This window comes from Streptosporangium sp. NPDC049376 (assembly GCF_044466505.1).
Lineage (GTDB): Bacteria > Actinomycetota > Actinomycetes > Streptosporangiales > Streptosporangiaceae > Streptosporangium.
Window position 1 is genome coordinate 108359 of sequence record NZ_JBITMT010000015.1, and the last position, 21569, is coordinate 129927.

General features: G+C 71.4%; 24 protein-coding genes. 11 read left to right on the forward strand and 13 right to left on the reverse strand.

The genetic code is table 11. The features are described 5' to 3' along the window. Window positions 1–46: 46 nt before the first annotated feature. From ACIBVQ_RS30280 to ACIBVQ_RS30290, 3 genes are read right to left on the reverse strand one after another with little or no spacing between them, the layout of a single operon-like run. Complete coding sequence (locus tag ACIBVQ_RS30280; protein ID WP_362915880.1) at window positions 47–1060, reverse strand: NAD(P)/FAD-dependent oxidoreductase; 1014 nt, start codon at window positions 1058–1060, stop codon at window positions 47–49. Further along, window positions 1057–1602, reverse strand: a complete 546-nt coding sequence (locus tag ACIBVQ_RS30285; protein ID WP_399181624.1) for an isoprenylcysteine carboxyl methyltransferase family protein — start codon at window positions 1600–1602, stop codon at window positions 1057–1059. Before ACIBVQ_RS30285 ends, ACIBVQ_RS30280 begins: the two co-directional genes overlap by 4 nt. A gap of 15 nt (window positions 1603–1617) precedes the next feature. Next, a complete protein-coding gene (locus ACIBVQ_RS30290) occupies window positions 1618–2682 on the reverse strand; it encodes a 3-oxoacyl-[acyl-carrier-protein] synthase III C-terminal domain-containing protein (protein WP_352013135.1) in 1065 nt (354 codons plus the stop codon). A gap of 113 nt (window positions 2683–2795) precedes the next feature. Here ACIBVQ_RS30290 and ACIBVQ_RS30295 point away from each other — a divergent pair, with 113 nt between their 5' ends. Then, window positions 2796–3680 carry a UbiA family prenyltransferase gene (locus ACIBVQ_RS30295; RefSeq protein WP_399181626.1) on the forward strand — a complete coding sequence of 295 codons (885 nt, stop codon included), beginning with the start codon at window positions 2796–2798 and terminating at the stop codon, window positions 3678–3680. A gap of 83 nt (window positions 3681–3763) precedes the next feature. On the opposite strand, the gene ACIBVQ_RS30300 is transcribed toward ACIBVQ_RS30295, so the two are convergent. Together ACIBVQ_RS30300 and ACIBVQ_RS30305 are read right to left on the reverse strand one after the other, a co-directional pair. Next, the gene (locus tag ACIBVQ_RS30300) at window positions 3764–4918 is read right to left on the reverse strand and encodes an RtcB family protein (RefSeq protein ID WP_399181628.1); all 1155 of its coding nucleotides are present in this window, start codon (window positions 4916–4918) and stop codon (window positions 3764–3766) included. Window positions 4919–5034: 116 nt separating this feature from the next. After that, window positions 5035–5283, reverse strand: coding sequence for a hypothetical protein (locus ACIBVQ_RS30305; RefSeq protein WP_399181630.1), 249 nt, complete (start codon window positions 5281–5283; stop codon window positions 5035–5037). Between the two features lie 648 nt (window positions 5284–5931). Between ACIBVQ_RS30305 and moaA the strand changes: the two genes are divergently transcribed. Together moaA and ACIBVQ_RS30315 are read left to right on the forward strand one after the other, a co-directional pair. After that, the gene (moaA, locus tag ACIBVQ_RS30310; RefSeq protein ID WP_399181632.1) at window positions 5932–6921 is read left to right on the forward strand and encodes a GTP 3',8-cyclase MoaA; all 990 of its coding nucleotides are present in this window, start codon (window positions 5932–5934) and stop codon (window positions 6919–6921) included. Window positions 6922–6926: 5 nt separating this feature from the next. Further along, a complete protein-coding gene (locus ACIBVQ_RS30315; RefSeq protein ID WP_362915874.1) occupies window positions 6927–7769 on the forward strand; it encodes an NTP transferase domain-containing protein in 843 nt (280 codons plus the stop codon). Between the two features lie 169 nt (window positions 7770–7938). Here the strand turns inward: ACIBVQ_RS30315 and ACIBVQ_RS30320 are convergent, their stop codons facing one another. After that, window positions 7939–8214, reverse strand: a complete 276-nt coding sequence (locus tag ACIBVQ_RS30320) for a DUF3099 domain-containing protein (RefSeq protein WP_352013129.1) — start codon at window positions 8212–8214, stop codon at window positions 7939–7941. Between the two features lie 139 nt (window positions 8215–8353). Here ACIBVQ_RS30320 and ACIBVQ_RS30325 point away from each other — a divergent pair, with 139 nt between their 5' ends. Then, the gene (locus ACIBVQ_RS30325; RefSeq protein ID WP_390049002.1) at window positions 8354–8569 is read left to right on the forward strand and encodes a dodecin; all 216 of its coding nucleotides are present in this window, start codon (window positions 8354–8356) and stop codon (window positions 8567–8569) included. A 57-nt stretch (window positions 8570–8626) separates the two neighbouring features. On the opposite strand, the gene ACIBVQ_RS30330 is transcribed toward ACIBVQ_RS30325, so the two are convergent. Both ACIBVQ_RS30330 and ACIBVQ_RS30335 read right to left on the reverse strand, forming a co-directional pair. Further along, window positions 8627–9994 (reverse strand): metallopeptidase TldD-related protein, encoded by a 1368-nt coding sequence (locus tag ACIBVQ_RS30330; protein ID WP_362777403.1) that lies wholly within the window; start codon window positions 9992–9994, stop codon window positions 8627–8629. Between the two features lie 121 nt (window positions 9995–10115). Further along, window positions 10116–11615: a TldD/PmbA family protein gene (locus ACIBVQ_RS30335; RefSeq protein ID WP_362915872.1), complete on the reverse strand. Its 1500-nt coding sequence runs from the start codon at window positions 11613–11615 to the stop codon at window positions 10116–10118. Window positions 11616–11692: 77 nt separating this feature from the next. Between ACIBVQ_RS30335 and ACIBVQ_RS30340 the strand changes: the two genes are divergently transcribed. Both ACIBVQ_RS30340 and fabI read left to right on the forward strand, forming a co-directional pair. After that, window positions 11693–12397, forward strand: coding sequence for a beta-ketoacyl-ACP reductase (locus ACIBVQ_RS30340; protein ID WP_352013125.1), 705 nt, complete (start codon window positions 11693–11695; stop codon window positions 12395–12397). 2 nt (window positions 12398–12399) lie between these two features. After that, window positions 12400–13161: an enoyl-ACP reductase FabI gene (gene fabI, locus ACIBVQ_RS30345; RefSeq protein WP_352013124.1), complete on the forward strand. Its 762-nt coding sequence runs from the start codon at window positions 12400–12402 to the stop codon at window positions 13159–13161. A gap of 8 nt (window positions 13162–13169) precedes the next feature. Here fabI and ACIBVQ_RS30350 read toward each other — a convergent pair whose 3' ends face one another. Continuing rightward, entirely contained in the window at window positions 13170–14369 is a 1200-nt protein-coding gene (locus ACIBVQ_RS30350) for a hypothetical protein (RefSeq protein ID WP_399181637.1), read from the reverse strand. A 180-nt stretch (window positions 14370–14549) separates the two neighbouring features. Beyond that, the gene (locus ACIBVQ_RS30355) at window positions 14550–15494 is read right to left on the reverse strand and encodes an aldo/keto reductase (RefSeq protein ID WP_362915868.1); all 945 of its coding nucleotides are present in this window, start codon (window positions 15492–15494) and stop codon (window positions 14550–14552) included. Window positions 15495–15559: 65 nt separating this feature from the next. Between ACIBVQ_RS30355 and ACIBVQ_RS30360 the strand changes: the two genes are divergently transcribed. From ACIBVQ_RS30360 to mshC, 5 genes are all read left to right on the forward strand, one after another. Further along, window positions 15560–16270 carry a histidine phosphatase family protein gene (locus ACIBVQ_RS30360; protein WP_352013121.1) on the forward strand — a complete coding sequence of 237 codons (711 nt, stop codon included), beginning with the start codon at window positions 15560–15562 and terminating at the stop codon, window positions 16268–16270. A 10-nt stretch (window positions 16271–16280) separates the two neighbouring features. Continuing rightward, complete coding sequence (locus ACIBVQ_RS30365) at window positions 16281–16853, forward strand: DUF3090 domain-containing protein (RefSeq protein WP_352013120.1); 573 nt, start codon at window positions 16281–16283, stop codon at window positions 16851–16853. Beyond that, window positions 16850–17611 (forward strand): SCO1664 family protein, encoded by a 762-nt coding sequence (locus ACIBVQ_RS30370; RefSeq protein WP_352013119.1) that lies wholly within the window; start codon window positions 16850–16852, stop codon window positions 17609–17611. The genes ACIBVQ_RS30365 and ACIBVQ_RS30370 overlap by 4 nt, the downstream gene beginning before the upstream one ends. 75 nt (window positions 17612–17686) lie before the next feature. Further along, window positions 17687–18403 carry an NRDE family protein gene (locus tag ACIBVQ_RS30375; protein ID WP_362777410.1) on the forward strand — a complete coding sequence of 239 codons (717 nt, stop codon included), beginning with the start codon at window positions 17687–17689 and terminating at the stop codon, window positions 18401–18403. A 92-nt stretch (window positions 18404–18495) separates the two neighbouring features. Beyond that, window positions 18496–19719, forward strand: coding sequence for a cysteine--1-D-myo-inosityl 2-amino-2-deoxy-alpha-D-glucopyranoside ligase (mshC, locus tag ACIBVQ_RS30380; protein WP_352013117.1), 1224 nt, complete (start codon window positions 18496–18498; stop codon window positions 19717–19719). A 100-nt stretch (window positions 19720–19819) separates the two neighbouring features. On the opposite strand, the gene ACIBVQ_RS30385 is transcribed toward mshC, so the two are convergent. From ACIBVQ_RS30385 to ACIBVQ_RS30395, 3 genes are all read right to left on the reverse strand, one after another. Next, the gene (locus tag ACIBVQ_RS30385) at window positions 19820–20023 is read right to left on the reverse strand and encodes a cold-shock protein (protein ID WP_352013116.1); all 204 of its coding nucleotides are present in this window, start codon (window positions 20021–20023) and stop codon (window positions 19820–19822) included. A gap of 210 nt (window positions 20024–20233) precedes the next feature. Then, a complete protein-coding gene (gene def / locus ACIBVQ_RS30390; protein WP_399181641.1) occupies window positions 20234–20710 on the reverse strand; it encodes a peptide deformylase in 477 nt (158 codons plus the stop codon). Between the two features lie 127 nt (window positions 20711–20837). After that, window positions 20838–21488 carry a hypothetical protein gene (locus ACIBVQ_RS30395; protein WP_352013114.1) on the reverse strand — a complete coding sequence of 217 codons (651 nt, stop codon included), beginning with the start codon at window positions 21486–21488 and terminating at the stop codon, window positions 20838–20840. Between the last annotated feature and the right edge of the window lie 81 nt (window positions 21489–21569).

Below are 21569 nucleotides of genomic sequence, written 5' to 3' on the forward strand. Positions count from 1 at the left end.
GCGCGGGGCGGTCCGCCGCCCGCCGTAGGCGCGACCGCCGGGACCCTCACGAGAGCGCGTGCACCGCGGCCCCGAACAGGACGGGCAGCCGCCGGGCGGCCGGGACGATCAGCCGCGCGGCCCCGCGGTACCGCCGGGTCCCCAGCAGCGCCCCGGTGAGCAGCCTGTGCCTGCGCGACAGGCGCAGCCAGGCCTCCTCGTAGGAGTCGGGGTCCCCCGCCCGCAGGCAGCCGACGAGCGCCCGCGCGGACAACAGCGCCAGGGAGAGCCCCTCACCGGTGAGGGCGTCGATGTAACCCGCGGCGTCGCCGACCAGCAGCACCCGCCCCGAGACCCGGCGGCGCACCCGCTGGCGCAACGGCCCCGCCCCCCGCACACTGGTCGCCGCCGGTCCGGTGAGCCTGGCCGCGAGCTCGGGGAAGTCCGCCAGATGTTCCTGGTAGCCCCGCCGCCGTGAGCTGAGCACGGCCACCCCGACCAGGTCGTCGCCGACCGGCGTCACGTAGGCCTCGGACTCGTCGGCCCAGTGCACCTCGACGAAGTCCGTCCAGGGGGCGACGAGATAGTGCCGCCGCAGGCCGTACCTGCGGGGGCGGGTGTCGGGAAGCCGGAGCCCGAGCATGGCGCGCAGCGGGGAGTGCAGACCGTCGGCGGCCACCAGCCACCTGGCCCGCAGCCCCGCGGCCTCGACGCGGTCGTGGTGCTGCCGTACCTCCTCGACCCTGCCGCGTACGACCCGCACGCCCACCTCGGCGGCGCGCCGCGACAGCGCGTCGTGCAGGGCGGTGCGGCGCACCCCGAGCCCACTTCCCTTCCTGAACTCGGCCTGGACCCGGTCGCCGCCGTCCACGTAGCGGATTCCCGCCAGAGGCCTGCCCTCGGGCCGCACGCCCAGCCCCAGCAGCGCCGCCGCGCCGCTGGGCATCAACCCCTCACCGCACGCCTTGTCGACCGGGCCCGGCCGGGGCTCGACCACGACGGCCTCCATCCCGGCCAGCGCGGCGTGGATGGCGGTGGCGAGACCGGCAGGCCCCCCGCCGGCGACCAGGACGTCGATCACGCGGGGGCCCGCCCGGCGGACGGCGCGGGGGAGAGCGTGGCCAGGGCGGCCTCCTCACAGCGGATCCGCACCACCATGAGCGCGGCGTTCAGCACCGTGAACGTCACCGCGGTGACCCAGGCGCCGTGCACCAGCGGAAGTGCCACCCCCTCGGCGGCGACCGCCACGTAGTTGGGGTGGCGCAGCCACCGCAGCCGGTACGGCCCGCCCGTCACCGGGGACAGGCCGGGGACCACGATCACCTCGGTGTTCCACTGCCTGCCCAGCGTGGTGACGCACCACCAGCGCAGCCCCTGCGCCGCGACGACCAGGGCGAGCATGGGCCAGCCGAGCGCGGGGACGAAGGGCCGTCCCGCCAGACCGGCCTCCAGCGCGCACCCGGCCAGCAACCCGGTGTGCAGGGCGACCATCCACGGATAGTGGCCGCGCCCGTGGACGATCCCCCCGCGGGCCAGGCTCCAGCGCGCGTTGCGCCGGGCGACCACCAGCTCCGCCAGCCGCTCCACGCCGACGAGCAGGACGAGCCACAGATACCAGGACACCGTTCCCCCCACGGGTCACCAGCGCAACAGGACGAGTTCGGAGCAGAAACCGGGGCCCATCGCGATGAGCAGCCCCGGAGTCCCCGCAGGAGGCGGGCGAAGCGCGAGGGTGTCCCGCAGCACGTGCAGCACCGACGAGGAGGACAGGTTGCCGACCGAGGCCAGTGAGCGCCAGGTGAGTTCGAGCGCGTCCTGCGGCAGCCCGAGCGTCTCGGCGACGGCGTCGAGCACCTTCGGGCCGCCCGGGTGGCACACCCAGGCCGTGATGTCGTCCCTGGTCAGCCCATGGTCGGCGAGGAAGCCGTCCACGTCGTCGGCCAGGTAGGTCCGCACCACGTCGGGGACGCCGGCGTCGAGGACCACCTGGAACCCGGTGTCGCCGACGTCCCAGCCCATGACGTGTTCCGAGTCGGGATACAGGTGGCCACGGGTCGCCACGACCGTGGGCCCCCCTCCTGGCAGGGCGGCGGCCCGTTCGGCGCCACAGGCGACCACGGCCGCCGCGCCGTCGCCGAACAGCGCGCCCGCGACCAGGTTGGCGACCGAGGAGTCGCCGCGCTGCAGGGTCAGCGAGCACAGCTCGACCGAGAGCAGTACCGCCACGTGCCCGGGCCAGCCGCGCAGGTAGTCGTGCAGCCGGGCGATCCCCGCCGCCCCCGCCACGCAGCCGAGCCCGAAGATCGGCACCCGTTTGACGTCGGGACGTAACCCCAACCGGCCCGCCAGCCTGGCGTCGACCGAGGGCGCGGCCAGGCCGGTCACCGAGGTGAACATGATCATGTCCACGTCCCCCGGGGTGAGCCCCGCGGCGTCGAGCGCGGCGCCGACCGCCTCCGTGCCCAGCTCCACGGCGCACTCGACGAAGACGTCGTTGGCCGCCCCGAACCCGTCGAGCTTGGCGTAGCGGTGCAGGGGCAGCGCCAGGTGGCGGAAGCCGACCCTGGCACTCGCGTGTAACCGGTCGAGCACCCGCCGGTCGGCGCCCTCAGGCAGGCACAGCCGCGCGATGGCGTCGGTGATCTCGGCCTGGGGGTGGCGGTTCGGCGGAAGCGCGCCGCGGACGGCGGCGATTCGCGTCATGAAAGGGTCACTCCCGGGCCTCGTGGGAAAGGGGGGTGCGGACATCTGGCTTCTGCCCGTCCGTGTCCGTGGCAAGCCTTCTTCCCGCCGCGGGTGTGCCTAACATCGACTCTGTGACGAGCCGGTGGGCGGGGCGGGTGCGGACGGCGGGCAGGCCGGGGACCGGGTTGACGATGGTCGTCGCGCTGGCGCGCGCCTGCCATCCCGGGCCGACCGCGGCCGTCACCGTCCTGGTGGGCGCGCTGGCCCTGGTCTGCGGGCACGACGCGGCCGGATGCGCCCTGGTGGCCGCCGCCGTGCTGACCGGCCAGCTGTCGATCGGCTGGTGCAACGACGCGGCCGACGCGGCCAGGGACACCGCCGCGGGCCGTACGGGAAAGCCGGTTGCGGAGGGCCTGCTCGCCGCGCGCACGGTGTGGGCCGCGGCGTGGACGGCCCTGGCGCTCTGCGTGCCGCTCTCCCTGGCCTTCGGTCCCGTCGCGGGGGGCGTCCACCTCACGGGCGTCGCCGCGGCCTGGGCGTACGACCTGGGGCTCAAGGCGACGGTGTTCTCGTGGCTGCCGTACGCGGTCGGGTTCGGCTCCCTGCCGCCGTTCGTGACGCTGGGGCTGCCCGGCGCGCCGTGGCCCGCGTGGTGGGCGGTCCTCGCCGCGGCCCTGCTGGGCTGCGGCGCGCACCTGGCGAACGTGCTGCCCGACATCCAGGACGACCTGGCGGCCGGGGTCAGGGGCTGGCCGCAGCGGCTCGGCGCCGCGCGGGTGCGCGCGCTTGTCCCCGTTCCCCTGCTGCTGGCGACCGTGACGCTGGTCCTGGGACCGCCGGGGGCGCCCGGGCCCGGGGAGTGGGCCGCGCTCGCCGTCGCCGTGGCGCTCGCCTGTGCCGGGCCGCTGGCGGCGAACCGGTCGCCGAAGGCCCCCTTCGCGGGAGCCGTGGCCGTCGCGGCGCTCGACGTCCTGCTCCTGCTCGCCACGACCACCACGATCACCGTCGTGCCCTGAACCGCGTCCCGCCGGAGGCAACCGCGCATACTGCGATCTTGCAGAAGAACGGCGGGCGGGGCAAGATCCCGCCCGCCGTACGATCAGCCCTTGTAGTTGAAGATCTGGCGCAGGGTGTGCCGGACCTCGACGAGGTCCTTCTGGTCGGCCATGACCTGGTCGATGGGCTTGTACGCCTCCGGGTGCTCGTCGACCAGCGAGGCGGCCCTGTCGGAGTTCCACGTACGGCCCCGCATCGCCTGGGCGAGCGAGTCGGCCGAGAGCTCCCGCTTGGCCTTCGTCCGTGACATCCGGCGTCCCGCCCCGTGCGAGCAGGAGGTGTAGGACTCCGGGTTCCCCAGGCCGCGGACGATGTACGAACGGGTGCCCATCGAACCCGGGATCACGCCCTCGTCGCCGGTGTCGGCCTTGATGGCGCCCTTACGGGTGATCCACAGGGACTTCCCGTAGTGGGTCTCCCGCTGGGTGAAGTTGTGGTGGCAGTTGATCGTGCGGACCCGCTGCCCGCCGCCGACGACCCGGAACAGGGCGTTGACCAGCACCCGGTCCATCCGGGCCCGCGAGGCCATCGCGTAGCGCTGGGACCACAGCATGTCCTCGATGTAGGCGGTGAACTCCGGGGTGTCCTGGACGAGGTAGGCCAGGTCCGGGTCCTCAAGACCGACGGCCTGCTTCCTCATCATCCGCTTGGCGCCCGTGATGTGCATCGTGGCCAGCTGGTTGCCGATGCCGCGTGACCCCGAGTGGAGCACCGTCCAGACCCGGTCACGCTCGTCGAGGCAGACCTCGACGAAGTGGTTGCCCGAGCCGAGGGTGCCGAACTGCTCGGCGACCTTCTTCTCCTGCCTGGGGTTCAGGTTCGTGTACGGCAGGCCGAGGTCGTCGAGCGCCCGGTCGATGGACGGGTCGCTGTGCCCCTTGCCGACCCCGGCCGGGATGCGGTGCTCGACCATCGGCATCAGCGCGGCGAGGGTGTCCGGCAGGTCGGCGGCGGTGAGCGTCGTCTCGGTCGCCACCATGCCGCAGCCGATGTCCACTCCGACGGCGGCGGGAATGATGGCGTTCTCGGTGGGGATGACCGAGCCGACCGTCGCCCCGATGCCGACGTGCGCGTCTGGCATGAGAGCGACGTGGCCGGAGACGAACGGCAGACGGGCGGTGCGTGCGGCCTGCATGATCGCGCCTTCGTCGATCTCGCTGGCCCACGACAGCAGGTTCGGTGCGGGCTGGTTCGGCATCGTGTGAATCTCCTTGGACCGGCTGTCGATCAGTGTGGCGAGCCCAGAAAGGAAATCCCACTTATTTTACCGTTCGCCGGATTCACCCGCCGGGACACGGAGCCGGGACCGGCGGCTCAGGCGGGGGAGCCGGGCTCGGGTTCCGGGCCGTGCTCCTCCTGGGGGACGGCCCGGCGCCTCGAACGTTCCAGACGGGATCTCCGGTTCCGTTCCGCGCGCAGGTCGGCCCGCAACGTCCCCCGGAAGAGCAGGGCGACGGCCAGCAGGATCACTCCGGAGCCGACGAAGAAGGGGACGGCGGGGATCGCGTCCTCCCCGGACTCCTGCGGCTTCTCGGACGGCTTTCGTGGCCCGGCCGCGTCCACGCCGGCCGCCCGGAACGCGGCATGTGGAAACGGGTGAAGAACTCTCTCCGGAATCGGCCCGGTCGAAAACCCGGAAGGCGGATCCGGGATTTTCTCCATAAATCCGCTTCCGTTACCTTCCGGTGGTGTTCGGCGGTCGGGGAGTATGGCGTTCCCGGCAGTTCTCACGGGGACGACGGCCGGGCCTGACGCAAGGCCGGTCACGCCCTGGGGCAGGCAGGGGGCGGTCATGAGCAGGGGCGCTGCGAGGATCAGCGCGCTCAGGCGGTTGTCCGCTACCGGTCTCACGTGGGTCCGGCTCCTTTCGTGATCCCGGGGCCGTCGCTACGGATTATCGGCGCGGTTCCCGGGGTCTCCCCGGCGCGCGGGGGCCTTGGCATCAAAGCGTTATGTGATAATTGGAAATATATCCATGAATCGCCTGAATTTTTCTGTGATTTATGGAGGTGTTTGTGACCTGCACAACGCCCCGGAAGTCTGATCGCGCAGATGAGAGCGCTCCCAGAAGCCGGACATGTCCTCCTATGGAGGAATCAACCCTTCGATGGTGATGTTGTCGCCAGGAGGAGACCCGTGGGAGGTCCCGGCGGGTACCGGCCATAGGCTGGGCCCCTGCCGGAGCAGACGGATGTGAGGAGGTGGCGCCCCGTGCTGCGGGACTCGTTCGGCCGGGTGGCGACTGATCTGCGGGTGTCCCTCACGGACCGCTGCAACCTGCGCTGCTCCTACTGCATGCCCCCCGAGGGGCTGGAGTGGCTGCCCAAACCCGAGCTGCTGACCGCCGACGAGATCGTCAGGCTGGTGACCGTCGCCGTGGAACGGCTGGGCGTCACCGAGGTCCGCTACACCGGCGGTGAGCCGCTGCTGCGCCGCGAACTGGTCGACATCGTGGCCCGTACCTCTGCCCTGCGCCCCGCGCCCCAGGTCTCCCTGACCACGAACGGCATCGGCCTGGCCAGGCTGGCCGTCCCCCTGGCCGAGGCGGGCCTGAGCCGGGTCAACGTCTCCCTCGACACCCTCGACCGGGAGACGTTCAGGAGACTCGCCCACCGCGACCGGTTGCCCGACGTGCTCGACGGCCTGGCCGCCGCCGACGCCGCGGGCCTGCGCCCGGTGAAGATCAACTCCGTGCTGATGCGCGGCGTCAACGACCACGAGGCCGCCTCGCTGCTGCGCCACTGCCTGGAACGGGGCTACGAGCTGCGCTTCATCGAGCAGATGCCGCTGGACGCCCAGCACGGCTGGCGCAGGCAGGACATGATCACGGCCGAGGAGATCCTCGCGGGACTGCGGGAGAGCTTCGACCTGACAGAGGCCGACCCGGGAGAGCGCGGCAGCGCCCCGGCCGAGCTCTTCCTGGTCGGCGGCGGACCGGCCAGGGTGGGTGTGATCGGTTCGGTCACCCGCCCGTTCTGCGGCTCCTGCGACCGGGTACGGCTCACCGCCGACGGCCAGGTCCGCAACTGCCTGTTCGCCACGGACGAGTCCGACCTGCGTGCGGCGATGCGCGCGGGCGCGGGCGATGAGGAACTGGCCGAGCGTTGGCTGGCCGCGGTGCGCGTCAAGAAGGCCGGGCACGGCATAGACGACCCGTCCTTCCTGCAACCGTCCCGCCCGATGTCCGCCATCGGCGGATGAGCGGGATGAGCGTCCGTCACGACGCCTGCATCCTGGCGGGCGGCATGGCGAGAAGGCTCGGCGGACAGGACAAACCAGGCCTCCACGTCGGCGGACGCCCACTGGTCGAGCGGGTCGCGGCGGCCGTACCGGACGCGCGGCGGCTGATCGTCGTCGGCTCCCCCCGTTCCGGCCTGCCCGGGGCCGTTTTCCTGCGCGAGCGCCCGCCGGGCGCGGGGCCCGTCCCCGCGCTGCGGGCGGGGATGACCGCCGTGACCGCCCCCTGGGTCGCCCTGCTCGCCGCCGACCTGCCGTTCCTGACGGCCGGGCACGTCTCGGCGCTGTTCGCCGCCGCCGAGGGGGCCGCAGGGGCGGTGCTCCTCGACGAGGAGGACAGACAGCAGTGGCTCGCCGGAGTCTGGCGTACGGCGGAGCTCACCCGGGCACTGGACGGCTACGAGGGACGGTCGCTGCACGGACTGCTCGGCCCGCTCGGGCCCGTCGGGCTCCGCCTTCCCGGGAAACCGTGGTTCGATTGCGACACACCGGATGATCTGCTGCGTGCCGGAGGCGGTGAGCCGGACGCGGCGGAGAACGCCGACAAGGCCGTCGACGAGGAGCGAGCGATGAACGTGCTGGAGGAGTGGACCGAGCTGGTCTGCCGGGAACTGGGCGTCGATCCGGCGCGGGTCGACAGGGACGCGGTGCTCGACCTGACGAAGGAGGTCGCCCACGGGGTGGCACGCCCGGCCGCCCCGCTGACGGCCTACCTGCTGGGCCTGGCCCAGGGGGCGGGAACCGCGGGCGACGACACGCTCAAGCGGCTGATCGAACTCGCTCAGGAATGGGAGAGAAAGACCGGAGACTGAGATTCCGGAGAAAAGGGCGACGCCGGGTGGTTACGGGGGCAAACCACCCGGCGTCGCTTCATCGGCGTTCCGACGGGGGCCCGGAACGCCGGCACCAGTGCCCCGACGGGGGACCAGGGCACTTGCTTAAAGCGTACACCTCCAACCCCTGAGATGCGTCAAGAGTTAGTCACGACCCGATCTCGCGTCGGTGGCGTGGGATCTCGTTCTGGCTGTCATCCGTAATGCCGAAGCCACTTTCCGCCTCGCGACGTGGTGCGTTGGCCCCGATCACGGCAACATACGGTAAAAAGATCGCGCCGGCGAAGAGCAGCAGCCTCACGGGCAGCGGGGCGGGCACGGTGAAGGCGAGGATGAGGCAGAGCAGCCGGATCCCCATCTTGATGAGGTAGTTCCTCTCGCGCCTGCCGATGTCCTCGCTCAGGGAGGGCTGCGCGTCGGTCACCTGGTGGACCTGTCGGCGCCTGTGCCATTTCCTCACATCTCCAACCTAGACCTCGCCTCCGGCGGGCGGGAAAGCGCGTGCGACCCTGGCCTCCAGGGGCCTACGGGGGTCTCCGGGGCCTTCGGGCAAGGAGGACACGATGACGGATCGTACGTACCGGGTGACCGAGATCGTGGGCACGTCGGGGGAGAGCATCGAGGCGGCCGTGCGCAACGGCGTCCGGAGGGCCTCGCAGACCCTGCGTCACCTCGACTGGTTCGAGGTGACCGAGGTCAGGGGGCACATCGTGGACGGCGAGATCGGGCACTTCCAGGTCGGCCTGAAGGTGGGCTTCCGCCTGGAGGACGACGCCTGAGGCCGCGCGGCGCCCGGGGACGTCCGTGAGGGACGGTCCGCGGGCGCCGCGGAGGGCTCAGCTGGCCTGGCTGACCGTCGACATGTTGAAGTCGGGGACCCGGACCGCGGGCATGACGGCGCGGGTGAAGTAGTCGCTCCACTCACGGGGCAGCGTCCGCTCGGCGGCACCGACCTCGGTGAGGCGGCCGAGCAGGCCGACCGGGCTCTCGTTGAAGCGGAAGTTGTTCACCTCACCCACGACCTCACCGTTCTCGACCAGGTAGACGCCGTCGCGGGTCAGGCCGGTCAGCAACAGGCTCTGCGGGTCGACCTCGCGGATGTACCACAGGCACGTCAGCAGCAGGCCCCGGCCGGTCGAGGCCACCATCTCGTCGAGTGAACGGCCGTCCCCGGGACCCGTCATGATCAGGTTGTCCGTCGCCGGGGTCACGGGCAGGCCGGTCAGCTCCGCCGAGTGCCTGGTCTGCAGCAGGTTCGCCAGCCTGCCGTCCGAGATCCAGTCGGTGGGCGCCAGCGGCAGCCCGTTGTCGAAGACCGAACTCTGCCTGTTCGAGGAGTGCGCCACCACGAAGGGGGCGGACTCGACGCCGGGCGCCGCGGGGTCGCTGCCCAGGCGGACGGGCAGCGGGCAGAGCGTGTCCCCGACACGGGTGCCGCCACCGGGCCTGGAGAAGACCGTGCGGCCCTCCATCGCGTCCCTGGCCCCGGCCGTCCAGTACAGGTAGATCATCAGATCGGCGACGGCCGAGGGCGGAAGCAGTGTCTCGTAGCGGCCCGCGGGCAGGTCGATCCGCCTCCTGGCCCATTCGAGGCGTGTGGCCAGCGAGGCGTCGAGCGCCGCCACGTCGACGTCGGAGAAGTCCGGGGTCGCCACACCCGCCCAGGCCGAGCGCCGCATGTCCGGAGACTTGGCGTTCAGCTCCAGGCGCCCCGTCGGCTGCGTGTGGCGGAGCCTGGTGCCCGCCGAGGTGCCGACGAAGGTGGTGGTGACGAGGTGCTCGGCGAAGCCGTACAGCCTGCGCCCGCCCGACTCGGCGGCGGCGAACGTCTCGCCGAGCGCCGGGGCGAACGCGCCGAAGACCCCGATGGAGGTCGGCTCGGCCGCCTCCTGCCAGTCGGCCGACTGGGCGCCCTCGGCCAGCGGCCTGGCGTCCTCGGACGGCCTGGCGTCCTCGGCCGCGTGGTCGGCCGCCGCGACGATGTCGGCGAGCTGCTCGGGGCGGGCCGCCGCCCGCGAGACCACGCCGACCCCCCGTCCCGCGACCGAGATCACGGTGAGCTGCGACGAGCGGGTCACGCCGTTGGTCGTGAGCGTGTTGCCCGCGAACCGCAGGTTGGCGCTTGAGGTCTCGTCCACGATCACGACGGTCTCGTCGGCCGTGGACAACTCCAGTGCCCTCTCGATGATTTCCTGGGGACTCATCCCACTCCTTGCCCGGTGGTCCGCAGGGGCGTCCCCCGGCGTGCGGTGTTCGTCGGTTGCCCGCTCGTGGGCGTGCTCTCCAGGCCCGGGCCAGGGAGGGCGTACCCGTCTCCCCACCGGCTCACGTGCCACTCTCCCGCAGGGTATTCAGGACGCGCACATCCCGGAAGAGCGCCGTGGGGCAGCCGTGGCTGACCGGGGCCACCTGGCCGGGCTGGCCCTTGCCACAGTTGAACGCGCCGCCCAGCACGTAGGTCTGCGGTCCGCCGACGGCCGCCATCGACCGCCAGAAGTCGGTGGTCGTCGCCTGGTAGGCGACGTCGCGAACCTGGCCGGCGAGCCTGCCGTTCTCGATCCGGTAGAACCGTTGCGCGGTGAACTGAAAGTTATATCGTTGCATGTCGATCGACCAGCTTTTGTCACCGACCACGTAGATGCCGCGTTCGACCCCGGAGATGAGCTCCTCGGTCGAGGGGCCCTCGGGGGCGGGCAGCAGCGAGACGTTGGCCATGCGCTGGATCGGGGGATGGCCGGGGGAGTCGGCGAACGCGCAGCCGTTGGAGGAGCCGAGCCCCTTCAGCAGCGCCATCCTGCGGTCGAGCTGGAAACCGGTCAGGACGCCGTCCGAGACGATGTCGAACCGCCTGGCCGCCACACCCTCGTCGTCGTAGCCGATCGTGGCCAGGCCGTGCTCGGCGGTGCGGTCACCGACGACGTTCATCGCCCGCGAGCCGTACACCAGGGTGCCGAGCTGGTCGAAGGTGGCGAAGCTGGTCCCGGCGTAGGCCGCCTCGTAGCCCAGGGCCCGGTCGAGCTCGGTGGCGTGCCCGACCGACTCGTGGATCGTCAGCCACAGGTTCGACGGGTCGATCACCAGGTCGTAGCGCCCGGCCTCGACGGAGGGGGCGGCGAGTTTCTCCGCGAGGTGCTCGGGGATGCGGGCCAGCTCGCCGGGGAAGTCCCAGCCGGTGCCGGTGAGGTACTCGTAGCCGCGCCCGACCGGAGGGGCGAGCGTGCGCATCGACTCGAACCTGCCGTCCTGGGTCCGTGTCGCCTCAAGCTGGGGGTGCACGCGCACCCGCTGCTGCGTGATCGAGGCACCCGCCGTGTCGGCGTAAAACTTCTGCTCCTTGACCTGCATCAGCGAGGCCTGTACGTGATCGACCCGCGGGTCTCGCAGCAGCCCCTCCGACCAGGCCGCCAGCAGGGCGACCTTGTCGCGCATCGGCACCTCGAACGGGTCGACGTCGTAGGAGGAGACCCAGGTGACCTCCGAGTGGACCGGCTCGGGGGCCAGTTCGACCGGCTCGCGGTTGACCGGCGCGCAGACGACGGCCACCTCGACGGCCTGCTCCGCGACCCGCGCGGCCGCCTCCGCGGTGAGCTCGACACCGGCCGCGAACCCCCAGGTGCCGTTCTTGACGACCCGTACGGCGTAGCCGAGGTCGTCGGCGTCGGAGGACCCCTCGGGCAGCGCGTCGGACAGGTTGAGTGTCTCCGCGCGGACGCGCTCGAACCGGAAGTCGGCATGCTCGGCGCCGAGGTCGCGGGCGCGCTGCAGAGCCGCGTCCGCCAGTCGCCTCATCGGCAGGGCGAGGAAATCGGGATCGATCTGGCGCATGTCAACGATCCTAACCCTGTGATCTTGTCCCTCACGGACAAGAGGTTTACCGCCGGGTAGCCGCTAGCGTCGGGTGCATGGCTCGATCTGTTCTCGTAACCGGCGGCAATCGCGGCATAGGCCTCGCGATCGCCCGCGAATTCGCCAGGGCCGGTGACTCCGTCGCCGTGACCTACCGCTCAGGGCAGCCCCCGGAGGGTCTGTTCGGCGTGCGCTGCGATGTGACCAGCATGGCCGACGTCGACGCGGCGTTCGGGAAGATCGAGGCCGAGCACGGCCCGGTCGAGGTGCTCGTCGCGAACGCGGGCATCACCAAGGACACGTTGCTGCCGACGATGAAGGAGGAGACCTTCACCGACGTCATCGACGCCAACCTGACCGGCGCCTACCGGGTCGCCAAGCGAGCCACGCGCGGCATGCTCAGGCTCAAGCGCGGCAGGATCGTGCTAATCTCCTCGGTGGTCGCCATGCTCGGCTCGGCCGGCCAGAGCAACTACGCCGCCTCGAAGGCCGGGCTGATCGGCTTCGCCAGGTCGGTGGCCAGAGAGCTGGGCTCGCGCGGCATCACGGTCAACGTGGTCTCGCCCGGGTTCGTCGAGACCGACATGACGGCCGAGCTCGAAGAGGCCTACCAGGAGCAGATCCGTAAGAACATCCCGCTGGGACGCTACGCGAGCACCGAGGAGATCGCGCGCGTGGTCGGGTTCCTGGCGAGCGAGGACGCCGCCTACATCACCGGGGCCGTGATCCCCGTGGACGGCGGCCTGGGAATGGGGCACTGACAATGGGAATTCTCGAAGGCAAGCGCATCCTGGTCACCGGTGTCCTGACCGAGGCCTCCATCGCGTTCTCCGTCGCCAAGCTGGCCCAGCTGGAGGGCGCGCAGGTCGTGCTGACCGGCTTCGGCAGGCTCAGCCTGGTCGAGCGCATCGCCAAGCGGCTGCCCGAGACGCCGCCGGTGATCGAGCTGGACGTGCAGAACACCGAGCACCTCGACTCGCTGGCCGACCGGGTCGGCGAGCACCTCGACGGCCTCGACGGCGTGGTGCACTCCATCGGCTTCGCCCCGCAGAGCTGCCTCGGCGGAAACTTCCTGAACACCTCGTGGGAGGACGTGGCCACCGCGGTGCACGTCTCGACCTACTCGTTCAAGTCCCTCGCCGTGGCCTGCCTGCCGCTGATGAAGGAGGGGGGCGCGGTCGTCGGGCTCGACTTCGACGCCAGCAAGGCCTGGCCGGTCTACGACTGGATGGGCGTGGCCAAGGCCGGGCTTGAGTCCTGCTCCCGCTATCTGGCCCGTGACCTGGGCAAGCACAACATCCGGGTCAACCTGGTGGCCGCGGGGCCGCTGCGCACGATGGCCGCCAAGAGCATCCCGGGCTTCGCCGAGTTCGAGGACAGCTGGCCGGAGAAGGCACCGCTCGGCTGGGACCTGCGCGACACCGTGCCCGCGGCCAAGGCCTGCCTGGCACTGATCTCCGACTGGTTCCCCGCGACGACCGGGGAGATCGTCCACGTCGACGGCGGCGTGCACGCGATCGGCTGACCGGCGGCTCAGGCCGTCCTGTGCCGCTTCATCCGCAGCGGCTCAAGCGGGATGGACTTCTCGCCGATCCGCCTGACGTACAGCAGGCGGACGGCGAGGATCGCCGCGAGCAGCAGCACGGCGGTGAAAGCCGTGCCCAGCGGGTCCGGTGTCTTGGTCGGTGTGACGGCCCGCTGGAACCTGCGCATGACCGGGCCCGCGGGCCACAGCAGTTCGAGCCGGGGCGCCTCGGCGTCGACCGTGGGCGGCGGGGTCTCGGAGCCGGTGGCCTCCCCACGCCTGCCGCCGCGTTCGCCGCCCCCGTCGGTCTCCGCCACGCGCCTGCGGGTCTGCGGAGGACGCGCCTGCTCGCCCGCCGGCCGCCGCGTGGCCTCCTCCGCGGGCACGGTGCCGCCGGCGTGGGAGGGCCGGGGGCTCGGGGAGGCGTGCGGGGACGGTGCCGTCTTGTGGGCCGGGTTCGCCGAGGTGCCCGCACATCCGGGGGAGTCGGACAGCGGGGAACAGGCGCCGCCCGGGTTCTGGGACGGCAGGACGTCGTTGTCCGCCGGATCCTGGATGTCGGGGACGTCCTGGACGTCCGCGGTGTCCTCACCCCAGGGGGTCACGAGGATCTCGGGAAGGACGGACGGCTGAGGCTGGTCCAGAACGCTCTCCGCGTCCAGCACGTCGGCCCCGCTCTGCGCCTTTCCGATTTTATCGCCTTTTTTGGCGTTATCGTCTTTCTTGCTCTTTCCGGCTTTTTCGGTATGCGGTGGGGTTTCCGCGTTCTGTCCGTAGCCGTAGCCCTCCCCGCCGGGGGAGGGGCCGCCGGCCGGTCCGTTCGCGGGGCCGCTCGTGGCACTGCTCATGGCGCCGCCCGGAGTGGCGCTCACGGTGTCGTCCGGCGGGCCCCCCGCCGTGTCGCTCACAGTGGTGCCCGCGGTGGTGCTCATGGTGACGTTCACGGTGTCGTCCACGACGACGCCGCCGAGCAGGGCGCCGCCCACAGCGTCACTCACAGTGTCACTAACGGTGTCGTTCGCGGTGGCACTCACGGTGTTGCCCAGGACGCCGACCGCCTCGCACAGACCGCCGGTCACCCCGCCGAGAAGCCCGCCGCCCTCACAGTCACCCGCCTGGGTGACGGCGCTCACGGGGGCGGGTGCGACGGCGAGCAGTACGCCGCCGAGTGTCAGCGCCAGGGCGCCGACGGAGATCGCGGTTCGCAATTGTCCCCCTTGTGCATCGGTGACGGAACGTCGCTGACACCTGAGTGCCCCTCCTGTCACCATTGACAGTTTTGTGGGGAGGCCAGGGTTTTCCACGTAAAGTTGCCATTCGGTATCGAGTAGTGATACGCGAGATGGATTCTCGTTCTGTTCGGGCTCGCTTTCCTCGTTCCGAGTTCCTCAGTCCGCCGAGACGTCGTCAAGAGCCTCTCTGATCTCCACCGGCAGGACGAGGTCCTCCGACTGGAGCACCCCGGTCAGCTGGGCACAGGTCCTGGCGCCGACGATCGCCGCCGCGACCCCCGGCTGGTCCCGCACCCAGGACAGGGCGACCGACAGTGGCGAGACCCCCAGCCCCTCGGCCGCGGTCGTCACCGACTCCACGACCCGCCGGCACCTCTCGTCCAGGTACGGCGTGACGAAGTCGGCGAAGTGCGGGGTCGCGGCCCGGGAGTCGGCGGGGATGCCGGTGCGGTACTTGCCGGTGAGGACCCCCCTGCCCAGGGGCGACCAGGCCAGTACCCCCGCGCCGACGTGCTCGGCCGCCGGGACCAGCTCACGCTCGGCCTCCCGCGCCAGCAGCGAGTACTCGACCTGGGCCGCGACGATCGGCGTCCGCCCGGGGACCGCCCGCTGGCTGACGGCCGCCGCCGCGAGCTGCCAGCCCGTGTAGCCGCAGACACCCGCGTAGGCCGCCCTGCCCGAGGACACGATGGCGTCCACCGCGGCCAGGGTCTCCTCAAGCGGCACCTCCTGGTCGAAGGCGTGCAGCTGCCACAGGTCGACCTCGTTGATCCCGAGGCGACCGAGGGAGGCGTCGATGGCCGCGATCAGGTGCCTTCTTGAGGCGTCGCGCGGCCTGTGTCCGGCCGGGGTGAGCACGGCCTTGGTCGAGATCACCAGCTCGGAACGGGGCACCGAGTCCCGCATCATCCGCCCGAGCAGCCGCTCCGCCTCGCCGCCCGAGTAGACGTCCGCGGTGTCGATGAGGGTGCCCCCGGCATCGGCGAACGTCCGGAGCTGCGCCGTGGCCTCCTCCGCGCCGGTGTCGCGTCCCCATGTCATCGTCCCGAGTCCGAGGCGGGACACCGACAGGCCGCTCCGGCCCACATAGCGCTGCTCCATGATCCGGCCAGGGTACCGCCCGGCCGGTTAAAAGTAGTGGAGCGAGGCCTGCAAGACTTGCCCGCGTGACGACCCTGTTGCTGGCCAGACACGGCCTGACCCCCCTCACCGGTCCCGTGCTGGCGGGCTGGACGCCAGGACTCCACCTCAGTGACGCAGGCCGGGCCCAGGCCGAGGCTCTGGCCGTACGGCTGGGCCCGCTGGAGCTGGACGCGATCGTCTCCAGCCCGCTGGAACGCTGCCAGGAGACGGCCGGAGCCGTGGCGGCCGGGCGGGAGACCGAGGTGGTGACCGACGAGCGGTTCGGGGAGTGCCGCTACGGAGACTGGACCGGCCGCCCGATCGCCGAGCTGGCCAAGGAGCCCCTGTGGCGGGTCGTGCAGACCCATCCGAGCGCCGTGACCTTCCCCGGCGGGGAGTCGCTGGCCGCCGTACAGCACCGGGCGGTGAGCGCCGTCAGGGAGTGGAACGAGCGGCTCGGCCCGAAGGGGGTCTATCTCGTCTGCAGCCACGGAGACGTGATCAAGGCCATCGTGGCGGACGCGATGGGCCTGCACCTTGACCAGTTCCAGCGGATAACCGCCGACCCCGCCTCACTCACCGCGATCCGCTACACCCCCCTGCGCCCCTTCGTGCTCAGGCTCAACGACCTGGGCGGAGAGGTCGCCGGGCTGCGCCCGCCAGAGGAAACCCAGGACGGAGCGGGGGAGAAGGACGGGGGACAAAACCTCACCGAGAGCGACGCCGCGGTCGGCGGCGGTGCCGGGACCACGTAAGGTCAGGGCTATGCCGGTCTTCGACTACGACCCACCTGAGAGATTCGTGGCCGGTGCCGTGGGGCAACCGGGATCGCGAGCGTTCTTCCTGCAGGCCCGCGGGCAGGGCCGGCTGACCACGGTCGGGCTGGAGAAGTTCCAGGTCGCCGCGCTGGCCGACCGGCTGGACGAGCTGCTCGACGAGGTGCTGCGGCGCGGAGGGGCCCAGGTGCCCGCCGCCGCCCCCGCCGCGCTGACGGACAACGACCCGCTCGACGTGCCCATCAGCGAGGACTTCAGGGTGGGCGCCATGGCCCTGGCCTGGGACGCGGAGACCGCCCAGGTGGTCATCGAGGCGCAGGAGGCCGTCGCGGAGGACGAGGAGGACTTCGAACCCTCCCCGCTGTCGGAGCCCGCGGTGCTGCGCGTGCACATCAGTCCCGCCGCCGCCAGGGCCTTCACCAGGCGCGCCATGGCCCTGGTCGCCGCAGGACGCCCACCGTGTCCGTTGTGCGGCCAGCCTCTCGACGCGGATGGGCATATTTGCGTGCGTCTCAACGGTTACCGGGGTAGGAGCGCTTCACAGGCAGAAGGAGGCGAATGAGTGCCGAGGGCGAGTTCACGCTGAGCGCGGCTCCCATGGCGGGACTGGACGACGAGACCGCTCTGCGTCTGCTCCGCGACGGGCACCTGGAGGTCGAGGGCCGTCTGGTCGAGGCGAGCAACATGACGCTCTACTGTTCGGTCCGGCTCGGCGGCCTGTCCGCCGCCTGCGTGTACAAGCCGGTGCGTGGAGAACGCCCGCTGTGGGACTTTCCCGACGGCACTCTCGCCGCCCGCGAGGTGGCCGCCTTCGAGGTCTCCGCGGCCACCGGCTGGCGGATCGTCCCGCCGACGGTCTACCGTGACGGCCCGTTCGGCCCGGGAATGTGCCAGATGTGGATCGACGCCGACCCCGACGCCGACCTGATGGTCCTCATCCGCAGCCGCCAGCCCTCCCTGCGGCGGATGGCGGTCTTCGACGCCGTCGTCAACAACGCCGACCGCAAGGGCGGCCACCTGCTGCCGCTGCCCGGGGGGCACGTCCACGGCGTCGACCACGGGGTCTGCTTCGCCACGGAGAACAAGCTGCGCACCGTGCTGTGGCAGTGGCGTGGCAAGCCGCTGTCGCGCGAGGCCGTGAACGTCCTGGCCCGTCTCGAACGTGACCTGGAACAGGGAGGTCTCGGCCGCCGGCTGCGCGAGCTGCTGACCCCCGCCGAGGTCCAGGCGACGGGCGAACGGGTTCGCAGGCTCCTCGACACCGGCCTGCACCCCCTGCCCTCCCAGGACTGGCCCGCCATTCCCTGGCCCCCGATCTGAGGTTCTTGATCCGAGGCCCTGATCCGAGGGACCCCGGTCCGGCCCGTCCGGCGGCGGGGGCGTAGCCTGCCGGGCATGTGCACGGTTGTGGTCAGCGTCGATCCCGGCGCCGACGTTCCCCTGATCATGGTCGGAGTGCGAGACGAGTTCGTCGACCGGCCGTGGTCGCCCCCGGGGCCGCACTGGCCGGGCCTGTTCGGTGGACGCGACCTGCTCGCGGGCGGGACCTGGCTCGCCGTGCATCCGGCGGAGGGCAGGATCGCCGCGCTGGTCAACGGGCAGGGCGTGCCCGCCCCGCAGGAGGGCAGGATCTCGCGTGGGGGGCTGCCGCTGACGGCCGCGGCCGAGGGCGGTCTCACGGGCCTCGACCCCGCGGGCTACGACCCCTTCCACCTGGTCCTGGCCGACCGGAGCGGAGTCCGGCTGTGGCACTGGGACGGGACCGGGCTGTGGGACGAGGAGCTCCCCGGAGGAACGCACATGATCGTCAACAGCGGCTGGGAGCGCGGTGAGGAGAACGAGCGGGTCGCCTTCTTCCGCCCGCTGTTCGCCAAGGCCACCAGGCCGGACACCCTCGGCGGCCCCTGGCGGGAGTGGCGGGAGGCCGCCACCGGTGCGGGCCTGGCCAGGGACGATCCCCGGGCCATGATCGTCCGGCATGAGCTGCCCGACGGACGCGTCTTCGGCTCGCTGTCGGTCTCCCTGCTCGGGCTGTCCGCCGAGGGCGTCCGCTACGACTTCACCGGCGATCCGCGGGACCCGGCGGCCTTCCGCCGCGTCCTGCCGGAATGATCCACGGGGTCGCCGAGGTTGAGAAAGTGCCCCTGTACCACCCACCGTCCCTGCCTGACCGGGACGGTCTGTCTGCTGGATAGGCTCATCACATGAGATCGTGGTCTGCGCCGAAGGTCCCTCGGCTTCCCGGTGCCGGTGTCCCGTTGCGGTTGTTCGACACCGCCTCCGGGGAGACCGGCCCCACCAGGCCGGGCCCGACGGCGCGGATGTACGTCTGCGGCATCACGCCGTACGACGCGACCCACCTCGGGCACGCCAACACCTACCTCGCCTTCGACCTGGTCAACCGCGCCTGGCGGGACGCCGGTCACGAGGTCCACTACACCCAGAACGCCACCGACGTCGACGACCCGCTGCTTGAGCGGGCGGAGCTGACCGGCGTCGACTGGCGTGAGCTGGCCGAGCGTGAGATCGAGCTCTTCAGGACCGACATGGAGGCGCTGCGGATCCTCCCGCCGCGCGAGTACGTCGGGGTGACCGAGGTCGTCGACCAGGTCGCCGAGCTGATCGAGCGCCTGCGCGACAAGGGCGCGACCTACGAGCTCGACGGTGACGTCTACTTCGACGTCGCGGCGGCGCCCAAGTTCGGCGCCGTCTCCGGATATCCGGAGGAGCTGATGCTCACCCTGTCCCGCGAGCGCGGCGGCGACCCGGACAGGGCGGGCAAGAAGCACCCGCTCGACTGGCTGCTGTGGCGCGCCGAGCGTCCCGGTGAGCCGTCCTGGTCCTCACGCCTCGGCAGGGGCAGGCCGGGCTGGCACATCGAGTGCACCGCCATCGCGCTGGCCAACCTGGGCAGCGGGTTCGACGTCGCGGGCGGCGGCTCCGACCTGATCTTCCCGCACCACGAGTGCGGCGCCCACGAAGGCCATGTGGCCTGCGGGGAGTGGCCCTTCGCCAAGGCGTACGTCCACGCGGGAATGGTCGCCCTCGACGGCGAGAAGATGTCCAAGTCCAAGGGCAACCTGGTCTTCGTCTCCAAGCTCCGCAGGCAGGCCGACCCGATGGCCATCCGGCTGGCGCTGCTGGCCCACCACTACCGCGCCGACTGGGAGTGGACCCCCGACCAGCTGGCCTCCGCGGAGGTACGGCTGGCCCGCTGGCGCTCGGCGACCGGGCTGCAGACCGGTCCCCAGGCGCGTGACCTGCTTGAGGAGGTCAGGGCCAGGGTCGCCGACGACCTGGACGCCCCGGGGGCGCTGGCGCTGATCGACGGCTGGGCGGAGCGGGCGCTGGCGGACGGCGGCACCGACCCGCAGGCGCCCGGGCTCGTCAAGGACATCACCGACGCGTTGCTCGGCGTCGAACTCTGAGAACGCGCAGGCCCGTGCCGCGGAGAGCGGCACGGGCCCGAGGCCGGGACGTGCGACCGGAAGGCAATCCGGTGCTCCGGCGGGAGACCTGAGGTCAGGGTCAGACGATCCGGACCTGCTCGGCCTGCAGACCCTTCTGGCCCTGCGTGATGACGAAGCTGACCCGCTGGTTCTCCTCCAGGGAGCGGTAGCCCCTGGAGTCGATGGCCGAGTAGTGCACGAAAACGTCGGCGCTGCCGTCATCCGGCGCGATGAATCCGAAACCCTTTTCGGCGTTGAACCACTTGACGGTACCTTCGGACAAAACCCACTTCTCCTCGTCGGGAGCCTCACCGGACCGCCAAGCCGGCGGTTCGGGGCTGCGTTGCGGGCCTCGCCTGCACCCACGAAACCATCGGGAGAAACCGGAAAGCCCGCCGTCGGCGGACCTCATTGAGCACTTGAGATGATAAGGCTTGCTGAGAACTACGACTGCAACCGGGCGACCTTATCAGAGGGGTTACCGTCTGACAAGTCACGAGTTGGCGGCGAAGAACCGTTCCTGCTCCTCCTCGGGGAGCCGGTCGACGAACAGGACGCCGTCGAGGTGGTCGGCCTCGTGCTGCAGGACCCGGGCGAGGGTCCCCAGGGCGCGGACGGTCACGGGCTTGCCGAACATGTCGCGGCCACGGGCCGTGACCATGTAGGAGCGTTCCAGCGGCCACCAGAGGCCGGGCGCCGACAGGCACGCCTCATCGGCCACGATTCTGCGCTCTGACGCCTCGATGCGCGGATTGACCAGATGCCCGGACCTGCCGTCGAGCTCGTAGACGAGGACCCTCAGCGAGACGCCGATCTGCGGGGCGGCCAGACCGGCTCGGCCCGAGCCCGCGCGCAACGTCGCCTGGAGCGACTTGACCAGGCCGCGCAGCTCGCGGTCGAAGTCGGTCACCGGCTCGGCCGCGGTCCTGAGCACCGGGTCTGCGAACAGTCGGATCGGCTGGACGGTCACGCGCACTCCCCGGGTCGGCGGGCGGACAGGCACACGATTCCCATTGTCGCCTCCGGCCAACCCCCGTGGGGGCCGCTTGGCCGTATGGGCGAAGGGAGCGCATCGGTCTTCCGGCCGGTGCGCGGGCTCACTCCGGCGGGGTGCCGCCGGCGGGGTCCTCGCCGGGGGCGCGCTCCAGGCGCAGCTCGCGGATGATCTCCTCGGCGCTGTCGTCCCGCGACGGCAGGAAACCGGTGCCGACGAACATCTCGTAGTAGGCGTGGCGGAAACACCCGGCCAGCAGCAGCCGGGCGCTGGCCAGCGGGTCCGCGTCCGCCGAGATCCGGCCTATCCGCTGCTCGGCCGCGAGGTACTCGGCCAGGGGGACGACCTCGGACATGGGGCCCATCTCGCTGTCACGCATCGCCTCACGGAAGCGGACGGTGACCGAGGGGGAGGTGAAGGCGGGCAGCGCCGCGGCCTGGACCTCCAGGTAGTAGTCGATGCCCGCCCTCGCGATGGGCAGCAGGTTGTCGTTCACCCGCCCTTTTCCGACGAGATACATGAGGTCGTCGAGAATGCGCACCCAGACCGGAAGCCGGTCCTGCAACAGGGCGAGGAACATGTCGACCGCCTGCCCGGGGGTCGTGCCCCGCACCTGAGGGTAGGAGGGGACGTTCTCACCGTCCTCGCGTTTCATGATCACGGCCATCTCGAGGACACGGCGTCGCGCCTCCTGTGCCTTCTGGTGCGGATCGAGCTGTGGAGTGGCCATGATCGCCCTAACGTGCGCTGTCACGTGGACAATGTTCGGCGCGGTGACGGGCCCGTTCACCGGTGTTTACAGAACGGTGTTTCTCCTGGTCGTCCAAACGTCGTG

Excerpts from the sequence above, each read along its gene's own strand:
- ACIBVQ_RS30290 (WP_352013135.1), bottom strand. The coding sequence starts at position 2,682 with ATGACGCGAATCGCCGCCGTCCGCGGCGCGCTTCCGCCGAACCGCCAC.
- ACIBVQ_RS30300 (WP_399181628.1), bottom strand. The coding sequence starts at position 4,918 with ATGCCGAACCAGCCCGCACCGAACCTGCTGTCGTGGGCCAGCGAGATC.
- ACIBVQ_RS30315 (WP_362915874.1), top strand. The coding sequence starts at position 6,927 with ATGAGCGTCCGTCACGACGCCTGCATCCTGGCGGGCGGCATGGCGAGA.
- ACIBVQ_RS30325 (WP_390049002.1), top strand. The coding sequence starts at position 8,354 with ATGACGGATCGTACGTACCGGGTGACCGAGATCGTGGGCACGTCGGGG.
- ACIBVQ_RS30330 (WP_362777403.1), bottom strand. The coding sequence starts at position 9,994 with ATGAGTCCCCAGGAAATCATCGAGAGGGCACTGGAGTTGTCCACGGCC.
- ACIBVQ_RS30335 (WP_362915872.1), bottom strand. The coding sequence starts at position 11,615 with ATGCGCCAGATCGATCCCGATTTCCTCGCCCTGCCGATGAGGCGACTG.
- ACIBVQ_RS30340 (WP_352013125.1), top strand. The coding sequence starts at position 11,693 with ATGGCTCGATCTGTTCTCGTAACCGGCGGCAATCGCGGCATAGGCCTC.
- fabI (WP_352013124.1), top strand. The coding sequence starts at position 12,400 with ATGGGAATTCTCGAAGGCAAGCGCATCCTGGTCACCGGTGTCCTGACC.
- ACIBVQ_RS30355 (WP_362915868.1), bottom strand. The coding sequence starts at position 15,494 with ATGGAGCAGCGCTATGTGGGCCGGAGCGGCCTGTCGGTGTCCCGCCTC.
- ACIBVQ_RS30365 (WP_352013120.1), top strand. The coding sequence starts at position 16,281 with ATGCCGGTCTTCGACTACGACCCACCTGAGAGATTCGTGGCCGGTGCC.
- ACIBVQ_RS30370 (WP_352013119.1), top strand. The coding sequence starts at position 16,850 with ATGAGTGCCGAGGGCGAGTTCACGCTGAGCGCGGCTCCCATGGCGGGA.
- ACIBVQ_RS30375 (WP_362777410.1), top strand. The coding sequence starts at position 17,687 with ATGTGCACGGTTGTGGTCAGCGTCGATCCCGGCGCCGACGTTCCCCTG.
- mshC (WP_352013117.1), top strand. The coding sequence starts at position 18,496 with ATGAGATCGTGGTCTGCGCCGAAGGTCCCTCGGCTTCCCGGTGCCGGT.